This is a genomic window from Pseudomonas reinekei (assembly GCF_001945365.1).
GTDB lineage: Bacteria > Pseudomonadota > Gammaproteobacteria > Pseudomonadales > Pseudomonadaceae > Aquipseudomonas > Aquipseudomonas reinekei.
Genome location: NZ_MSTQ01000014.1, coordinates 49678 through 66536, shown reverse-complemented (window position 1 = coordinate 66536; position 16859 = coordinate 49678). Strand labels below are relative to the sequence as shown.

The 16859-nt window shown below is 57.1% G+C and carries 17 protein-coding genes; 7 read left to right on the top strand and 10 right to left on the bottom strand.

The genetic code is table 11. The features are described 5' to 3' along the window. Nucleotide 1: 1 nt before the first annotated feature. A complete protein-coding gene (locus BVK86_RS20940) occupies nucleotides 2-310 on the top strand; it encodes an addiction module antidote protein (protein ID WP_075948228.1) in 309 nt (102 codons plus the stop codon). 53 nt (nucleotides 311-363) lie between these two features. Here BVK86_RS20940 and BVK86_RS20935 read toward each other — a convergent pair whose 3' ends face one another. From BVK86_RS20935 to BVK86_RS20925, 3 genes are read right to left on the bottom strand one after another with little or no spacing between them, the layout of a single operon-like run. After that, a complete protein-coding gene (locus BVK86_RS20935; protein ID WP_075948227.1) occupies nucleotides 364-1272 on the bottom strand; it encodes a helix-turn-helix domain-containing protein in 909 nt (302 codons plus the stop codon). Further along, nucleotides 1269-2687, bottom strand: a complete 1419-nt coding sequence (locus BVK86_RS20930) for an aminotransferase (protein WP_075948226.1) — start codon at nucleotides 2685-2687, stop codon at nucleotides 1269-1271. Before BVK86_RS20930 ends, BVK86_RS20935 begins: the two co-directional genes overlap by 4 nt. A 39-nt stretch (nucleotides 2688-2726) precedes the next feature. Continuing rightward, nucleotides 2727-3833: a polyamine ABC transporter substrate-binding protein gene (locus tag BVK86_RS20925; protein ID WP_075948225.1), complete on the bottom strand. Its 1107-nt coding sequence runs from the start codon at nucleotides 3831-3833 to the stop codon at nucleotides 2727-2729. 217 nt (nucleotides 3834-4050) lie between these two features. On the opposite strand from BVK86_RS20925, the gene BVK86_RS20920 reads away from it, so the two are divergent. Next, nucleotides 4051-4833: an enoyl-CoA hydratase-related protein gene (locus BVK86_RS20920; protein WP_075948306.1), complete on the top strand. Its 783-nt coding sequence runs from the start codon at nucleotides 4051-4053 to the stop codon at nucleotides 4831-4833. After that, on the top strand, nucleotides 4830-6011 hold the full coding sequence (locus BVK86_RS20915; protein ID WP_075948224.1) for an acetyl-CoA C-acyltransferase family protein: 1182 nt from the start codon (nucleotides 4830-4832) through the stop codon (nucleotides 6009-6011). The genes BVK86_RS20920 and BVK86_RS20915 overlap by 4 nt, the downstream gene beginning before the upstream one ends. A 198-nt stretch (nucleotides 6012-6209) precedes the next feature. Here BVK86_RS20915 and BVK86_RS20910 read toward each other — a convergent pair whose 3' ends face one another. The 5 genes from BVK86_RS20910 to BVK86_RS20890 all read right to left on the bottom strand — a co-directional run bounded on the left by BVK86_RS20910 (nucleotide 6210) and on the right by BVK86_RS20890 (nucleotide 10670). Continuing rightward, entirely contained in the window at nucleotides 6210-7760 is a 1551-nt protein-coding gene (locus tag BVK86_RS20910; RefSeq protein ID WP_075948223.1) for a flavodoxin domain-containing protein, read from the bottom strand. Nucleotides 7761-7766: 6 nt separating this feature from the next. Next, nucleotides 7767-8186: a PAS domain-containing protein gene (locus tag BVK86_RS20905; RefSeq protein WP_075948222.1), complete on the bottom strand. Its 420-nt coding sequence runs from the start codon at nucleotides 8184-8186 to the stop codon at nucleotides 7767-7769. A 191-nt stretch (nucleotides 8187-8377) separates the two neighbouring features. Further along, complete coding sequence (locus BVK86_RS29850) at nucleotides 8378-8728, bottom strand: hypothetical protein (protein WP_075948221.1); 351 nt, start codon at nucleotides 8726-8728, stop codon at nucleotides 8378-8380. A gap of 480 nt (nucleotides 8729-9208) precedes the next feature. Beyond that, complete coding sequence (locus BVK86_RS20895; protein ID WP_075948220.1) at nucleotides 9209-10081, bottom strand: queuosine precursor transporter; 873 nt, start codon at nucleotides 10079-10081, stop codon at nucleotides 9209-9211. Beyond that, nucleotides 10074-10670, bottom strand: coding sequence for a helix-turn-helix domain-containing protein (locus tag BVK86_RS20890; RefSeq protein ID WP_075948219.1), 597 nt, complete (start codon nucleotides 10668-10670; stop codon nucleotides 10074-10076). Before BVK86_RS20890 ends, BVK86_RS20895 begins: the two co-directional genes overlap by 8 nt. A gap of 408 nt (nucleotides 10671-11078) precedes the next feature. Between BVK86_RS20890 and BVK86_RS20885 the strand changes: the two genes are divergently transcribed. The 4 genes from BVK86_RS20885 to BVK86_RS20870 all read left to right on the top strand — a co-directional run bounded on the left by BVK86_RS20885 (nucleotide 11079) and on the right by BVK86_RS20870 (nucleotide 14649). Then, on the top strand, nucleotides 11079-11441 hold the full coding sequence (locus BVK86_RS20885; protein ID WP_075948218.1) for a DUF6124 family protein: 363 nt from the start codon (nucleotides 11079-11081) through the stop codon (nucleotides 11439-11441). Between the two features lie 37 nt (nucleotides 11442-11478). Further along, nucleotides 11479-11733: a hypothetical protein gene (locus BVK86_RS20880; RefSeq protein ID WP_075948217.1), complete on the top strand. Its 255-nt coding sequence runs from the start codon at nucleotides 11479-11481 to the stop codon at nucleotides 11731-11733. Nucleotides 11734-11938: 205 nt separating this feature from the next. Further along, nucleotides 11939-13060, top strand: a complete 1122-nt coding sequence (locus tag BVK86_RS20875; protein ID WP_075948216.1) for an HlyD family secretion protein — start codon at nucleotides 11939-11941, stop codon at nucleotides 13058-13060. Then, a complete protein-coding gene (locus BVK86_RS20870; protein ID WP_075948215.1) occupies nucleotides 13057-14649 on the top strand; it encodes a DHA2 family efflux MFS transporter permease subunit in 1593 nt (530 codons plus the stop codon). The genes BVK86_RS20875 and BVK86_RS20870 overlap by 4 nt, the downstream gene beginning before the upstream one ends. Nucleotides 14650-14672: 23 nt before the next feature. Here BVK86_RS20870 and BVK86_RS20865 read toward each other — a convergent pair whose 3' ends face one another. Both BVK86_RS20865 and BVK86_RS20860 read right to left on the bottom strand, forming a co-directional pair. Continuing rightward, complete coding sequence (locus tag BVK86_RS20865; protein ID WP_075948214.1) at nucleotides 14673-15113, bottom strand: carboxymuconolactone decarboxylase family protein; 441 nt, start codon at nucleotides 15111-15113, stop codon at nucleotides 14673-14675. Nucleotides 15114-15296: 183 nt separating this feature from the next. Continuing rightward, nucleotides 15297-16739 (bottom strand): mechanosensitive ion channel family protein, encoded by a 1443-nt coding sequence (locus BVK86_RS20860; protein WP_075948213.1) that lies wholly within the window; start codon nucleotides 16737-16739, stop codon nucleotides 15297-15299. Between the last annotated feature and the right edge of the window lie 120 nt (nucleotides 16740-16859).

Below are 16859 nucleotides of genomic sequence, written 5' to 3'. Positions count from 1 at the left end.
CATGAGCCAGACTTTGACGACTTTCGACATGGCGTCTCTGCTCGACAGCGATGAGGCCATCAGCGAATACCTGTCCCAAGTGCTAGCGGATGGTGAGGATGAGGAATTTCTTCGTGCCGTCGGGTACGTGGTAAAGGCCCGAGGCATGACACAGGTAGCCAAAGATTCCGGAATGGGCCGCGAAAGCCTGTACAAAGCCTTCGCTCCAGGCGCAAAACCACGCTTCCATACGGTTTTGAAAGTGATTCATGCACTGGGTATCGATCTATATGCGCAGCCGGGTCATGTCATCAATCACTCGAACCCTTGAATGAATCACTAGGTTTGATGTGGTTCGGGCGTGTTCCGGCGAGCTTTTGACTTTCAATGCTTGCGCAACCACTCGATGAACAGCGCAAACAACTCCGACTGCGAGCCCACCTCCAGCTTCAGATACAGGTTCTTGCGGTGCATGCGCACGGTTTCCGGGGAGATGCTCATCTGGCTGGCCGTGGATTTCACCGAATGTCCGCGCAGGACCATGTGCGCCACTTGCCGCTCGCGCTCGGTCAACAGATCGCTGCCGAAGTGCTCGAACGCCGACTGCACCCGATGCTTGAGATCATCGCGCCTGCCCTGATCCTGATCGCACTGAATCTCGCTGATGCGCAGCATCCCGCGTTGACTGAATTCACGGATGAACTCCCGCACCAGTGGCTCCACGGCGCGCAGCAGATGCAACTGCTCGGCACACAGGCATTCGCCACCGAACCCTTGAAACAAGCTGAGCGAAATCTTCGTGTCGTTGCCGGTATCGACGATGTAATAGCTGTCTTCCGAACAGCCCGCATTCAGGTAATAAGTCTTGTAGTAATCGCTGTCGAAGAAATTGTCCGGGGCGATTTCCTCCAGGTGATAAAACCCTTGCGCCAACCCCTGCTCCACCGCCAGGCAGAACGGGTCGAGCAAATAGCCCCCGGCAAAATAGCGCTCGAGAATCGACACCTGATACTGCTGCCCGATCCCGCGCTGATGCAGCAACTGCGGCGCGCGGTCCTTGCGCTCCAGGCTGATCATCATCGACTCGACGCACGCCAGTTGCGCCAAAGCTGACGCCAGGTGTTGCAGGGCGTCAGGCTCATCGATATGGGCGAATGCCTCGCGCATTCCCCCATGCCATTTGTGCAAGGCCCCGAAGGGCATTGCGATCAGCGTATCGTCGTCTGGTTTGCTCATGCCCCGCAGTCTAGCGGCTGAGCACGCCCTTGGTAACAGCCTGACTGACGAAATCATTGGCCCGCGTACTGCCCGCTCGCTTCAAGCTCGGCCGCCACTTCCAGGATGCACACCCGCAGGATCTCGACGATCTCATCGACCTGGGCATAGGTGAGGATCAACGGCGGCGACATCACGTTGAGGTGCATGATCGGCCGTACCAACAGCCCCCGCGCCTGTGCCCGCAGGTGAATTTTCTCGCCAATGTTGATCTCGTCGGCAAACAGCGCCTTGGTGCGTTTGTCCGCCACGAACTCCACGCACGCCATCAGTTTCAGGCAGCGCACATCGCCCACCAACGGTAAGTCCCGCAGCGTGGCCAGGCGTTGTTCCAGATAGCCGCCGACATCATCGACATGGGCCAACAGGTTTTCCCGTTCGATGATCTCAATGTTCTTCAACGCCGCGGTGCAGCACACCGGATGCCCGCTGTAGGTGAAACCGTGGGTGAAGCAGCGGCCCTTGCCGGGCTCGGCGATGACGTTCCAGATGCGGTCGGAAAAGATGCACGCGCCCAGCGGCAAGTAAGCCGAGGTCAGGCCCTTGGCGGTGGTGATGATGTCGGGCTGCACGTCGAACACGTCGAGGGAGGCAAAGAACTTGCCCAGGCGCCCGAACGAGGTCACCACTTCATCGGCGACGAACAGGATGTCGTAGCGCTGGCAGACTTCCCACATGCGCTTGAGGTAACCCTTGGGCGGAATGATCACCCCACCGGAACCCATCACCGGCTCGGCGAAAAAGCCTGCGACCTTGTCCGCGCCAATCGACTGGATCTTGTCTTCGAATTCCTTGACCAGAAACTCGAGGAACTGCGCCTCGTCCATGCCGTCCGGTGCGCGGTACGGGTTGGGGTTGGAGACGTGATGGATCAGCGGGTTGGCATAATCGAACTCGGGTACCCGGTCGGCGGCCTTGTTGCCAATCGACATGGTCAGCGTGGTGGAGCCGTGATACGCGTTGAAGCGGGCGATGACGTGTTTCTTTTCCGGTTTGCCACGGCAGTTCTGGTAGTACTGGATCAGCCGGTACGCGGTGTCCACGGCGGTGGAGCCGCCGGTGGTCAGGAACACATGATCGAGATCGCCCGGCGCCAGGCTGGCGAGCTTCTCGCAGAGCTGGATCGCCACGTTGTTGGACATGTCGGAAAACGGATTCGAGTAAGCCAGTTGCCGCACTTGATCGGCGATTGCCTCGGCCATTTCCTCACGGCCCAGCCCGATGTTAGTGCACCACATGCCGCCCACGGCATCGAGGAAACGGTTGCCCTGGGTGTCGTAGATGTAGGCGCCGTCGCCTGCGACGATGTTCAGCGAGCCGTGTTCGGCGTGCTCGTCGAACACGTGATAGCCGTGCATATGGTGGGCCTTGTCAGCCTTGACCAGCCGGGACTCGTCCGCTGGGGAAAAAACGGTGCGTGTTGGCGTCGCCATAAATAAACCTCTAACCGAATTGACTAACGTTCGAACAAATCAGATGCCGCTCTTGACCGTGCTCCAGACCCGGGTCATGGCCCGCATCTCCTTGGCGTTCTGGGTCTTCTGCGGAAACAGGCGTTCGCGGGTTTCAGCATCGGGATAGATCGCCGGGTTGTTGCGCACGTCGGCATTCAACAAAGGCGTGGCCGCTGCGTTGCTGTTGGCGTAATGGATGTAGTCGGTGACGTCCGCCATCACCTGCGGCTGCATCAGGTATTCAAGAAACGTGTGGGCGTTGGCGACGTGGGGCGCATCGGCCGGGATGTACAGGTTGTCGAACCAGATCAACGAGCCTTCCTTGGGAATGAAGTACGACAAGTTGATGTTCAACCTGGCTTCTTCGGCGCGGGCCATGGCCGTGGCGTAATCGCCGGACCAGGTCATGGCCATGCACACATCGCCGTTGGGCAGGCTGGTCAGGTAATTGACCGAATCGAATTTGCGTATGTAGGGCCGCACCGACAACAGCAGCTCCTGCGCGGCTTTCAGATCGTCCGGCCTGGCGCTGCGAGGATCGCGGCCCAGGTACTTGAGCGCCAGCGGAATCACTTCGGTCGGCGCATCGACCAGGGTCACGCCGCAGTCGGCGAAGCGCGACACGACCTTCGGATCGAAAATCATCGCCAGCGAACCGATCGGCGCATCCGGCATGCGTTCCTTGATCTTGTCGACGTTGTAGGTGATGCCGTTGCTGCCCCAGGTGTAGGGCGCGGAGTAAGCGGTGCCGGGGTCGAAACCTTGCAGGTCCTGGAGGATTTTCGGATCGAGGTTGGTCCAGCCTGGCAGCAGTTTCTTGTCCAGCGGCTGGAACACTTTGGCCTGGATCAGCGGCGGTGCGAGGGAAGCATTGAGCACGATCAGGTCGTAGCCGGAGTGCCCGGTGAGCAATTTGGCCTGCACGGTTTCATACGCATCAAAGGTGTCGTAGATGACTTTGATGCCGGTGGCCTTTTCGAAATCGGCGAGGGTTTTCTCGCCGATGTAATCCGCCCAGTTATAAAGCCGCAACGTGTTGCTGTCGTTTACCTCAGCGGCGTAGGCGTTCAGGGTCAGCGGTACAACAAACAGACTGGAAATCACCGTAAGCAGTGTCTTGCCCATAGCAAATGCACCTTATCAAGCGAGTTCGGCTCTGGATGAGCGGATGTACCTACTATTGGTGGATTCGCAGGAAGGCACCATACCCCGAATGGGTGTGAGCGCCCGAATGGCCGGCGACATGGCAAAAAGCATCAGCCCGGTTGACCCGTTTTGGCATAGCGGCGGGGTTTGCCTGACGCTTAAAGTGCTCGTTGAACCGATTCGGCAAGAGCGCGCCATGACTGACCTGATCAAACAAGAACACCGCGATGGCGTGCTGACGCTGACCATCGACCGCCCGGACAAGCTCAACGCGCTGACCAACTGCATGTACACGCGGCTGGCCGACCTGTTGTTTGCCGCCGAGGATGACGACGCCGTGCGGGTGATCATCGTGACCGGTGGCCCGACCTGTTTTACCAGTGGCAACGACCTGGTGGACTTTCTGCAAGCGCCACCGACGCACCTGGACAGCCCGGCCTTCCGCCTGATGCGCGCCGTGATGCACCTGCAAAAGCCGTTGATTGCAGCGGTTTGCGGAGCGGCCATCGGCATCGGCACCACCCTGCTGTTGCATTGTGATCAGGTGCTGGTTACCCGCAACGCCAAGCTGCGCACACCGTTCGTCAATCTGGGCCTGTGTCCCGAGTTTGGCGCCAGTCTGCTGCTGCCTCGCCTGCTTGGTCAGGCCCGTGCGGCACGCTTGCTGCTGTTGGGTGACAGCCTCGATGGCAGCGAGGCGGTGGCCTGGGGCCTGGCCAATGAAGCCTTCGATGACGGCGAACAATGCCTGGCCGCGGCCGCCAAAATCGCCCAGCGCTTTGTGGCAATGCCCCAGCAAGCCCTGCGCCAATCCCGACAATTGATGAAGCAATCGGGCATGGAAGAGCTGCAAGCCACCCTGCGCGAAGAAAACACGCTGTTCATCCAGCGCCTCAACAGCGATGAGGCGAAAACAGCCTTGAACGCCCTGCTCAATCGCAGTACAGATAAGAATCCACCGAAAGGAGCCCAGTCATGAACACCCCGGAAATCTACGTAGTCAGCGCCGCCCGTACCGCCATCGGTACCTTCGGCGGTTCGCTCAAGGACGTGCCGCTGGCCGACCTGGCGACCACCGCCGTAAAAGCCGCCCTGGAGCGGGCCGCCGTGGACCCGGCACTTGTCGGTCATCTGGTGATGGGCAACGTGATCCCGACGGAAACCCGTGACGCCTATATTTCCCGGGTGGCCGCGATGAACGCCGGCATCCCCAAGGAAACCCCGGCCTACAACGTCAACCGCCTGTGCGGGTCGGGCCTGCAAGCGATCATCAATGCTGCGCAGACCTTGCTGCTGGGCGACGCCGAAATCGTCGTCGGTGCCGGTGCCGAATCCATGAGCCGCGGCCCGTACCTGATGCCGTCCGCCCGCTGGGGTACGCGCATGGGCAACGCGCAAATGATCGACTACATGCTCGGCATCCTGCACGACCCGTTCCATGGCATCCACATGGGCATCACCGCCGAGAACGTCGCCGCACGCAACGGCATCACCCGTGAAATGCAGGACGCCCTGGCCTTTGAAGACCAGAGACGCGCCGCCCATGCGGTCGCCAACGGCTACTTCAGCGAACAAATCGCGACCGTGGAAATCCAGGAGCGCAAGGGCACCAAACTGTTCAACGTCGACGAGCACCCGCGCGCCACGTCCCTGGAACAACTGGCCGGCATGAAGCCTGCGTTCAAGAAAGACGGTTCGGTCACCGCCGGCAACGCCTCGGGCCTGAACGACGGTGCCGCCGCACTGGTCATGGCCACCGATGCCGCGGTTCAGGTCAACAACCTGAAACCACTCGCCCGCCTGGTGAGCTATGCCCACGCCGGGGTCGAGCCCGAACTGATGGGCCTCGGTCCGATCCCGGCCACGCGCCTGGCACTCAAGCGCGCCGGCCTGACCGTCGCCGACCTGGACGTGATCGAAGCCAACATCGCCTTCGCCGCCCAGGCTTGCGCCGTCAGCCAGGAACTGGACCTCGACCCGGCCAAGGTCAACCCGAACGGCTCGGGCATCGCCCTGGGTCACCCGGTCGGCGCCACTGGCGCAATCATCGCCACCAAAGCCATCCACGAACTGCACCGCACCGGCGGCCGTTACGCGCTGGTGACCATGTGCATCGGTGGTGGTCAGGGGATTGCGGCGATTTTTGAGCGAACTTAAGCAATTTTGGTATGCAAGGTCGCTGATCGCGCGGATCTGCGGCCTTTGTTCATTCGTGCCTGTGTGAACAACGCCTATCAATGTGCAAGTCTATGCGTTGGTCTCAACAGTGCTTGAAAAATGAGGTTTGAACCGCGGCCCCATAAAAAAGACGGGCAGACGAGTTGCGGCTCGTTTGCCCGCCAAAACGGGAAAGCTTCAATACAGTTCTTTGTGCACGCGATCACTGGCCGACAATTCGGTGGCGAATGTTTGTGCGTCCTCTTCACTGAGCTGGCCGAAAGTCATGGCAATGTTAACCATCGCCTTGTCAATGGCCCGCTCCAGGTTGCTTTTATTGCCACACAGGTACAAATGCGCACCCTGGCCGAGCAGCGTCCACAGGTAGGCGCCGTGGTCGAACATGGCGTCCTGTACGTAGTAACGCGTATCCGTGTCGCGAGAGAACGCTGTGATGACCTCATCCAGCACACCCTTTTCCTGCCAGTTTTCCAGTCGCGCCTGATACAGGAAGTCTGAAGCCCGACGACGGTCGCCGAAGATCAGGCAGGTTTGCACCGGATTGTTTTGCTGTTCGACCTGCTCCAGCAACGCGATCAAGGGCGCAATGCCGGTGCCGGTGCCGATCAGCACCAACGGGTGCTCGACCTGTCGCGGCAAATGAAAACGCGGATTGCTGCGGGCAAACACCCGCACGTCGGGAGGCGATCCGGCGAGATGCCCGGTGGCGGTACCGCTGCGCGAACGACCGGCCATTTCATACGCGACTTCGCGAATGCACAGGTCCACGTAGCCGGAGTTGTCGTGAGACGCAATGGAATAGGCCCGGGGCAACACATCCGGCAACCACTCGGCCAACGCTTCCAGAGTCAATTGCTGCGGCTCGCAAAAATCATCGAGCACATCAAGGATGTCCTTGCCGTACAGATAAGTTTCCAGATCCTTGCGATGGCTGACCTTCAGCAGATTTTTCAAGACTTCGTGCTGGCTGGCCCTGGCGACCTCACGCAGCAGCGCTTTGCTCAACTGGCGCAACTCTTTCGTCGCCAGCAGCGCGTGGGCATCCTCGCGGCCGAACCATTGGCCGATCTGCGCCAACAACTGCCCGTCGTTTTGCGCCAGCACGTAAAGGTTGTCCCCAGCGCGGTACTTGATGCCGCTGCCTTCGATGTCCAGACGCACCTGCCAGGCGTAAGGCGCCGTAGCGTTGAGCCGCGTGCGCGAGATGACCCGCGCCGGCCACGCGGCATGCTCGCCATAGGCCGTGACTTGCAGTTGTAGCGTGGTGCCCGCACGCCGGTCGCCGTTGAGCACCGCTGCCAGGGTGGCGCACCAGGTATCAAAAAAACCCTCGAAGTCAGTGTCCGCATCCACGCGGTTGATCCACGGTTTGGCCTGCTTTTGCAGCAGCATGGCATCCAGGCTTTTGGTGAATCCGCAGAAGGTCGGGTAAGCCGTATCGCCCAGGCCGAAGATCGCGTAGGGCTGATCCGTCAGGTGTTCCTGCTGGCTCAGTTGATCCATGAAGCGATCGGCATTGCCCGGGGGTTCGCCGTCACCAAAAGAGCTGCAAACGATGATCAGCAGGTCTTGTTTGGTCAGGGTGTCGAGGTTCAGTGTGTTGAGATCCTGTACGGCCAATTCATATGGCTGCACACCGAGCAGATGCAGCAAGCGCTGCGTCAGCCCGCGTGCATTGCCGGACTCAGAGCCATAACCGATCACGATGCGTTCGATTAACGCTGGCATGGCCGTTTACCTGTCGTAGTGTTCGTCGAACTGCTCTTTGGAGAACTCCAATGCCTCGAAGTCACTCATCAGGTCGTTGATCACCCGGCGAATGCTGATGTACTCGACGATATTGCCCTGCTCGTCGAACAGCGGTTGCACAGTGGTATCGACCACATAAAGGCCACCGCCCTTGCCGACGTTGGGGATCACACCCGTCCAGATTTCACCTTGTTTGATGGTGTCCCACATCTGCTTGTAGGTGCTCTTGGGCACAGAAGGATGGCGCACGACGCTGTGCGGCTGGCCCAGCAGTTCTTCCTGGGTGTATCCGGTGAGTTTGCAGAACAGCTCGTTGACGTAAGTGATGTTGCCTTGCAGGTCCGTGGTGGAGATCACCATGACCTTTTCCAGTGCAGTCAATACTTTGGCATTGATGGCTTGCATTGTGTTGCCCCTCGATTGGTTGAAGTTTCAAAACGAATTCAAAATCTGGCCAACGCACGGCTTGAGCATCTACGTTTCTAATCGTTATAAATCAGTCAATTGGCTGATGGCGGTGCTGAGAAAAAAGAGGATCCGACCCATGAGCGGATCCTAAAAAGGAGTGCGTGGTGTTCTTCAAATCGATGGCAGCCTCAGCTGTCCTGAGGCACCAGGCGTGCACCTTTGCGCGTCACTTGCTGGCCCGTTTCAAAACGGGCATTGGGCGAGCGCACGGTGTTGATTTCGCCCTGAGTGTCTTTGACTTCATACGCGGTTTCGGTAAGGCCAGCCGCTTCCTGCACCGAGCTGCCGGCAAAGAATCCGGCACCCGCGCCTACCAGCGCCCCCACCGGCCCGCCCACTGCGCCGACCATCAACCCGGTCAGGGCACCAAAGCCTTTGCCCGCAGTGGTATCGGGAACCTCGCGAACCACTTGATCGGCCATGCACAGGGGTGAGAGCAACAGGCAGAGGGAAAAGTTGAGAACGATTGAACGGGCCATGACGATTTCCTGCTTCGGTTTCGATGCAAGGAATACATCACGAATCGTGCCAGATATTAATATCTTTATATTCAATGACTTAAAATATTTCGAAGTCATAAAGACAACAACCAAAAATAGTTATTATGACTACTAACAGGTCATATTGACCTATTCACTTGTTGAAATCAGGATCAAAAGATCGCAGCCTTGGGCAGCTAAATTGACCCGATAGGCCCTAGATTTGCGGTACACGCGGAAGCTGCAGCAGGCTGCGCTCTTTTGAGTTTGCCTTGATGTTTTCACTCACCAACGAGCGTCGAATTGAGCGAAGCGGGATGTGCATTGTCACAAGGCTCTGAGCATATGCTGGAAAGCTTTGTGAACGGACTTTGGCGCTTCGTTAAAAAAATCCGCGATTTGCATCGCAATTTTTTGAGCATTCAGGAAGGATTTTTTCATGGTTAAAGCAGTGTCATTGAATGTTCAACTCAGAACATTCTATGCCACCGGATGCTCGACCACATACTTCTTGAATAATGATCTCGCCCCGTACGCGGGCAACACATTAAAAACAGCAAAGCACATTTTTATAGCTATCTGGACATAGACGATATTCAAAATACCCGTAGCTTCCATAGTGCCGTAGAACGCAATAAAGCAAAAAATAAAGCTATCTATTATCACCGCAAAGAAAGTACTGAAAAACACCCTTAAAAATAGAAACCTAGAACTTGTAAGCTCTTTTATTTTACTGAGCAGATATGAGTTTACATACTCAGAAAAAAGAAATGACACAGACGAAGCTACTAATGCGGATGAGACATGTCTAACAACTTCTCCATACGGCTTATCCAACTGCCAATCAGACAACCCCGGCAGATACCCAGTAATTGAGAGAAGAACAAGAATAAAGGCATTACTAGCAAAGGCAAAGTATATCGCCCTCCTTGCAAGCCTAAGCCCATACGACTCATTCAAAAGATCAACTATCAAAAAAGTCAACGGATAAAGAAATACGCCCGGAGTGACAACAACATCAAAATATTCTAAATAAACAAGTTTTGCTGCAGAAACATTGGTAAAAACATAAAGAGCAAACAACATCAAATTAAGTGCAACATAAGTCATCCACGACCTTTCATGCCGATCACTTATTTCATAGGCCGTTAATGCACACCCTCCAGAATAAAATTTCCTACAGATATCTTTTATTTCAACCTTGCTCAAATCATCCATCATGTCGCTTTTAAGCAAATACCCCAAATTGATCTTGATAACTTTACCTGTCGAAACAATCATGACCACAGCGAGACGCTTGTTATTTTCAAACCCTAAAAGCTTGTACTTTCTATTATCAAATCCGTCACCCATTAAATCTTTCCTCAACTATCTCCCCTACAACGCGAAAAGCATCTGAATCAAAATAGAGCTCTGCCGTTATAATCATTTTTTTTGCCACCTTGTCATACACTAATTTTTCTGCGCTACTGCTGGCCTCACCTTTATTTACAATCAATAAATCTCCCGGCTCGTTTACTCCAGTGATTTCATTTTCCAGAAGCACACCAATCAGATTACAAGCGGGTCCAAAATAATAGGTAAGAGGGTGGGTAGCAGCCAGCTCACCAACTCGCTTGTCGATATTCAGAAAAAGCAAGCTCTCTTTTATTATTGGAACAGCAGCCGGATTCATATTTCCCTGCAGAGAGAAGCTGCCCTCTATAAAATCTCGTTCCTCAAAGTCGACATTCTCAATTTCCTTGCAAGACACACCAAAAAAATCAGAAATCTTGCGAATGGTGGATTGCTGAACATTAACCACCCTTCCTTCCAAAATATTGTAAATGGTGGTCCTGGTTAAACCGCTGGAGTTACAGAGCGACAACCGCGTCTCTCCACGACTCTTTATTAGATACTTGATATTACTTTTTAATCTTTCTGTTTTTGCTTTCCTGTGCATTATGCAACTACCACATTATTACTTCGAATAAAAACCGACACGAGTGTTTTTTTTGGAAACACCCTAAACCCTAGATTGCGGCGCTCCGAGCAATATTGCTACCTCGCCAAACAATCGTCAAACCCCTTCGCCGCCACATAATTTCCTACAGATAAACCCCACCCATCTCTAAGATCTTTCTTACAGAAAAAATAAACATACCAATTAAACCTCCTACAGAAATATAGAAGCCTCAAGAAAAAAATTAAACATGAATCATTTAATTACACAGCTGTTCACTTTTATGATTAATAATTTGGAATTTTCTGGTAATAAATCTGGCAGTCCGTGAACTCTCACACTGCCATTCACCAAATCCAAGACTGGCGGCAGGGACTGACACTTCTTAAATTCGCAAGGAGCTCCGACATGAAAAATACCGCCCCCAAAGCTGCCTTAGAGGCCATTGATCGATCCAGACTCTCCGGCCTTACCTCCCCTCTCGTCAAAGCACGCGTGAACAGTCCAACCCGAGCCAATCCTGAAAGCCATGTCTTTACAGTTGTTTCGGATATCGACACGGAGTGCTTGCTCTGTCACGCCTGCGAAACTCTCGCTTCAATCAATGTCCTCACCACCGATCTCGCGTGCAAAATGGAGGGCTCGCGCCAGAATGTAGTTTTGGCCGTTCAGCAGCTGGCCGTGCTCGGCGAACTGTTGGTCAACCGGGCACTGGATAACATCGCGCCGCTTGTAGACATGCCCGAGGCACCATCAACTGCCCAATCGTGAGCAATCGTGTTCTGTTTCCCAAAGGAGGTCTTCTGTCATGGATCGATACATGGCTGTTACTGGAATCAACTGCACTATCGCGTCGTTGGTGATCGACACTGAAGCACCGTTGGACGTGCTGCACGAAACCGCGGCTTACCGAATCCGCACCGCGACCCAACTGCTGGAGAGTTTTGCATCCAACGAAGGCGTTCACAGCGAGTTGGCACGGGTGCTGGTAACGTCCCTGCGCGATGGTTGCGATTTGATGGACGTCGTTGGACGGCGGTTGCAGGCTCAGCTTTCGGCCTAAAGCATCCACGAAAAGAAGGGCGCCGTGAGGCGCCCATATTGGACAAAGAGCAAAAAATCGCAGCCTGGCGGCGACTCCTATTCGGTTCCCTCTCCCAAATCACTCGGGATCCCGACCATCGGCAGCGGAAAGCAATTGCAACGATATATTACCTGCGTCATATTACATCCATCATAAACGCAACCGCTCCGACAGGTAGTCTCCAATGACCAGCATGCCCACGATTGAATCCGACCTGGCGGCTCCGGTGTCCACCGCCCAACCACCTCGGCTCAAACGCTTGCTGCTGCTGACAGCAAGCATCGCTGCCTTGGTACTGGTCGGTGTTTACGCCGCACATTGGTGGACAGCTGGCCGGTTTATCGAGGAAACCGACGATGCCTACATCGGTGGCGACGTTACGGTGATCGGGTCGAAGGTTGCCGGTTATATCGATGAAGTGCTGGTGACCGACAATCAGAAGGTCAAGGCTGGCGACGTGCTGATCCGCCTCGACGCCCGTGACTACCGCGCCAACCTGGCCAAGGCCGAAGGCGCGGTAGCCGCCGAAGAAGCGCTGCTTGCCAACCTCGACGCCACCGAACAACTGCAGCAGGCGGTGATCGGTCAGGCCCGCGCCGGCATCGATGCAGCCGGCGCCGAAACCTCCCGCTCACGCGATGACGATGCGCGCTACAAAAAACTGGTCAGCTCCAATGCCGTCTCGGTGGAAAGCGCGCAACGGGCCAACGCCACGTTCAAGACCGCCCAGGCGCAGAGCAATCGCGCCCAGGCTGAGTTGCTGGCGGCGCAACAGCAACTGAACGTCATTGCCACTCAAAAACAACAAGCCCGCGCCGCATTGATTCAAGCGAAGGCCGAGCGTGACCTGGCACAGTTGAACGTCGGCTACACCGAACTGCGCGCCCCGGTGGATGGCGTGATCGGCAACCGTCGCGCGCGGGTTGGCGCCTACGCCCAGGCCGGTTCGCAATTGCTGTCGGTGGTGCCATCCAGGGGGTTGTGGGTCGATGCCAACTTCAAGGAAGACCAACTGGCGCGCATGGTGCCGGGCCAGCGCGTGGTCATTCACGCCGACGTGCTATCGGGCCAGGCATTTCATGGCCACCTCGACAGCCTCGCGCCAGCCAGCGGTTCGCAGTTCAGCGTGCTGCCACCGGAGAACGCCACCGGCAACTTCACCAAAATCGTCCAGCGGGTGCCGGTGCGGATTCACCTTGATCCAGCCGACAGTGTGCTCGGCCATCTGCGTCCCGGGCTGTCGGTGACCGCCGAAGTGGACACGCGCAAGGAGCCTGAAGCACCCGCCGTAGCCAGCACCCCATGAGCCGCACCCTCGCCGCCCCGGCACAACCGTTCGATGCTGCCAATATGGCGACGGCCACCAAAGTCTTCGCTTTCGCCAGCATGTGCATCGGCATGTTCATTGCGTTGCTGGACATCCAGATTGTTTCGGCTTCGCTGCGCGACATTGGCGGCGGGCTGTCCGCCGGCACCGACGAAACCGCCTGGGTGCAGACCAGTTACCTGATCGCTGAAATCATCGTGATCCCGCTGTCCGGCTGGCTCTCACGGGTGTTCTCCACACGCTGGCTGTTCTGCGCTTCCGCCGTGGGCTTTACCCTGACCAGCCTGCTCTGCGGCGCGGCCTGGAACATCCAGAGCATGATCGCCTTCCGCGCGCTGCAAGGGTTTCTCGGCGGTTCGATGATCCCGCTGGTGTTCACCACGGCGTTCGTGTTTTTCACCGGCAAGCAGCGGGTCATCGCCGCCGCGACCATCGGCGCCGTGGCTTCGCTGGCACCGACGCTGGGGCCGGTGATTGGCGGCTGGATCACCGACATCTCGTCCTGGCACTGGCTGTTCTACATCAACCTTGTCCCCGGTATTTTCGTCGCGGTGGCCGTACCGATACTGGTGAAGATCGATCAGCCGGAGCTGTCGCTGCTCAAAGGCGCCGACTATATAAGCATGGTGTTTCTGGCGCTGTTTCTCGGCTGCCTGGAATACACCCTCGAAGAAGGCCCGCGCTGGAACTGGTTCAGCGACAGCACAATCCTCACCACGGCGTGGATCAGCGGCCTGTCGGGGTTGGCGTTTATCGGCCGGACGCTGCACGTGGCCAATCCGATTGTCGATCTGCGCGCCCTGAAGGATCGCAACTTCGCCCTCGGCTGTTTCTTTTCGTTCGTCACCGGCATCGGCCTGTTCGCCACGATTTACCTGACACCGTTGTTCCTTGGTCGGGTACGCGGCTATGGCGCGCTGGACATTGGTCTGGCGGTTTTCTCCACAGGTGTGTTCCAGATCATGGCGATTCCGCTGTACGCCTTCCTGGCCAACCGCGTCGATCTGCGCTGGATCATGATGACCGGCCTTGGCCTGTTCGCGTTATCAATGTGGGATTTCAGCCCGATCACCCATGACTGGGGGGCCAAGGAATTGATGCTCCCGCAAGCCTTGCGCGGGATTGCCCAGCAACTGGCGGTGCCGCCAGCGGTGACATTGACATTAGGTGGGTTGGCGCCGGCGCGCCTCAAACATGCGTCAGGTTTGTTCAACCTGATGCGCAACCTGGGGGGGGCGATTGGCATCGCCGCGTGCGCGACCATTCTCAATGACCGTACCAACCTGCACTTCACGAGGCTGGCGGAAAACCTCAACAGCACCAACGAAGCGCTGAACCAGTGGCTGTCCCAGGTCGGTCACCATTTCGCCGCCCTGGGTCAGAGCGGCGATGTCGGGGTGACAGCCAGCCTGCATCAACTCTGGCTGCTGACCTACCGCGAAGCGCAGACGCAAACCTACGGCGACGCGTTTCTGATGATCATGGTCTGCTTCATCATCGCCACGGCCATGGTGCCCTTGATGCGCAAGGTGCAACCACCGGCCGCGCCGAGTGCCGATGCCCATTGAGGCACCGGCACAGCCCCTGAAAATCAGGCCTGAGGGGTTTTGCGGAACCCTACCGCCAGACGGTTCCAGCTGTTGATGGCGTTGATGGCAACCGTCAGGTCGACCAGTTCCTTAGGGCTGAACTGAGCCGCGACCACGTCGTAGTCTTCATCCGGGGCGTGGGTCAGGCTGAGCTGGGTCAGGGACTCGGTCCACAACAAAGCGGCGCGTTCGCGCTCGGTGAAGAACGGCGCTTCACGCCAGGCCGTCACGGCAAACAGGCGACGCGTAGTTTCGCCGCCCTTGATCGCGTCGGTGGTATGCAGGTCGATGCAGAAGGCGCAGCCGTTGATTTGCGAGGCGCGCAGCTTCACCAGTTCGATCAGGTGCTTTTCCAGCGGCAGCTTGGAGACAGCGGTCTCCAGGGCAATCATGGCTTTGAGGGCGTCAGGGCTGGCGGCGTAAAAATCGAGACGCGGTTGCATGGCGTGCTCCAAGGCAAGTGGGTGTAGAGCTACGTTAGTACCGAGAGGGATTTGAACAAATAGCCAATACGCGAAAAGTCGAGGAGGCCACTGGCGCATGAAGAATTCAATGGACCGCACGCCATTGCAGGAGCGAGCCTGCTCGCGATTCGCGCACAGGCCATTGATCGCCAAGCCTGCCATTCACGCCCGCTTGAGCAACCACTGCAAAAACCCTTTCTTGCGCGCCACCACCGGTTCTTCCTGAATCAGCGCCTGCACCTTGTGCAAGCGGAAATCCAACAGGGTTTTCATCGCATCGTTGATGTCCTGACGGGCAGCCAGGCACGGTTTGAGGTAGTCCTTTTCAATGCGGTAAAGCGCACAAAAGGTTTTTGCGGCAAATTCGGCGGCCGACGAACTGTCGGTGAGGATGCCCGCCTCGCCGATCACTTCCCCAGGTCCCATGCGCCCGGTCTCGATGAGCGTGCCGTGGACGTTCAACGTCACCGACACCACGCCGGATTCGATGATGAACAAATGATCACTGACCTCCCCCGCCGCCAGGATGGTTTCGCCGGCGCGGAAGGTTTGCAGGGCCATGTTCTGGCTGAAGGTTTCTTTCTCTTCCTCGCGCAAGGTGGAGAAAATCGGCGAACTGTCGAGCAACGCCCGTGGCCGTGGAGAATCGCTTCCCAGATTGGGCTCAACGCTCGACAGCAAATTGATCCCCGACGCCTGCAAGTGCCGATACGCCAGGTCGAACAGCTGATTACGCACCGTGCGCTTCTCGCTCATCGAGGCGACGAAGCCGCTGATTTCATAGTCCGCGCCAGCAGCGCTGGAGCTTTTGAGCGCCACTTTCGGCCCGGGCGCACTCAACAGAATGCGGCAGCCTTGCATGGCCCGCTCAAGGGCGTCTATTACGATTTGCGGACGAATATGGGGGCTGATCTGCAGACTGATGGAAACGCCGAACATGTCGCTGGGCCGACTGAAATTGGTGATTTTGGCCTTGGCCGCCAGCGAGTTGGGAATCACGATCATGCTGCCCTGGGACGTCTGCAGTCGCGTGGCGCGCCAATCGATATCGATCACCCGGCCTTCGGTGCCGTCAATGGCGATCCAGTCATCCAGTTGGTAAGGTTTGGTGGTGTTGAGCACGATCCCGGAAAACACGTCGCTGAGGGTGCTTTGCAAGGCCAGGCCGACAATGATCGCCAGGGCCCCGGACGTGGCCAACACGCCTTTGACCGGAAGATCGAGGACGTAGGCCAGCGCGGCAATCACCGCGATCAGGAAAATCAGCGCGCCGAGCAGGTCCTGGAGCAATCGTCCGGTGTGTCCGACCCGCTGCATCATCACTGCGCCGATCAGCACCGTCAGCGTACGCGCGGCAAACAACCACCAGGCGATCTGCAAACCGGTGGCCGCCAGGTGCAGCGGTATGTTGTCCACCCACGGCGCCGGCACCATCGGGTTCAGCCCTTCGTTGAACAGCAATACGCTGTACAGCGAGAAAATCACCACCCGCAGCATCAGTTTCCAGCTGTAGTGGTTGGCGTCGATCAAGCGCCACATGACCATATCGATCAGGATCAGGGCCAAGGCGCAGATCAGCGGGTGTTCAGCGATCAACGACAGCATCAAGCAACTCCAGAGAGGACAATGAACGAACGATCTCACACATTGGCCACAGTGTAGGAGCAATTGATGTCGACAGAGCAACACAAAACACGGCGGGAGCGAGCCTGCTCGCAATGACGA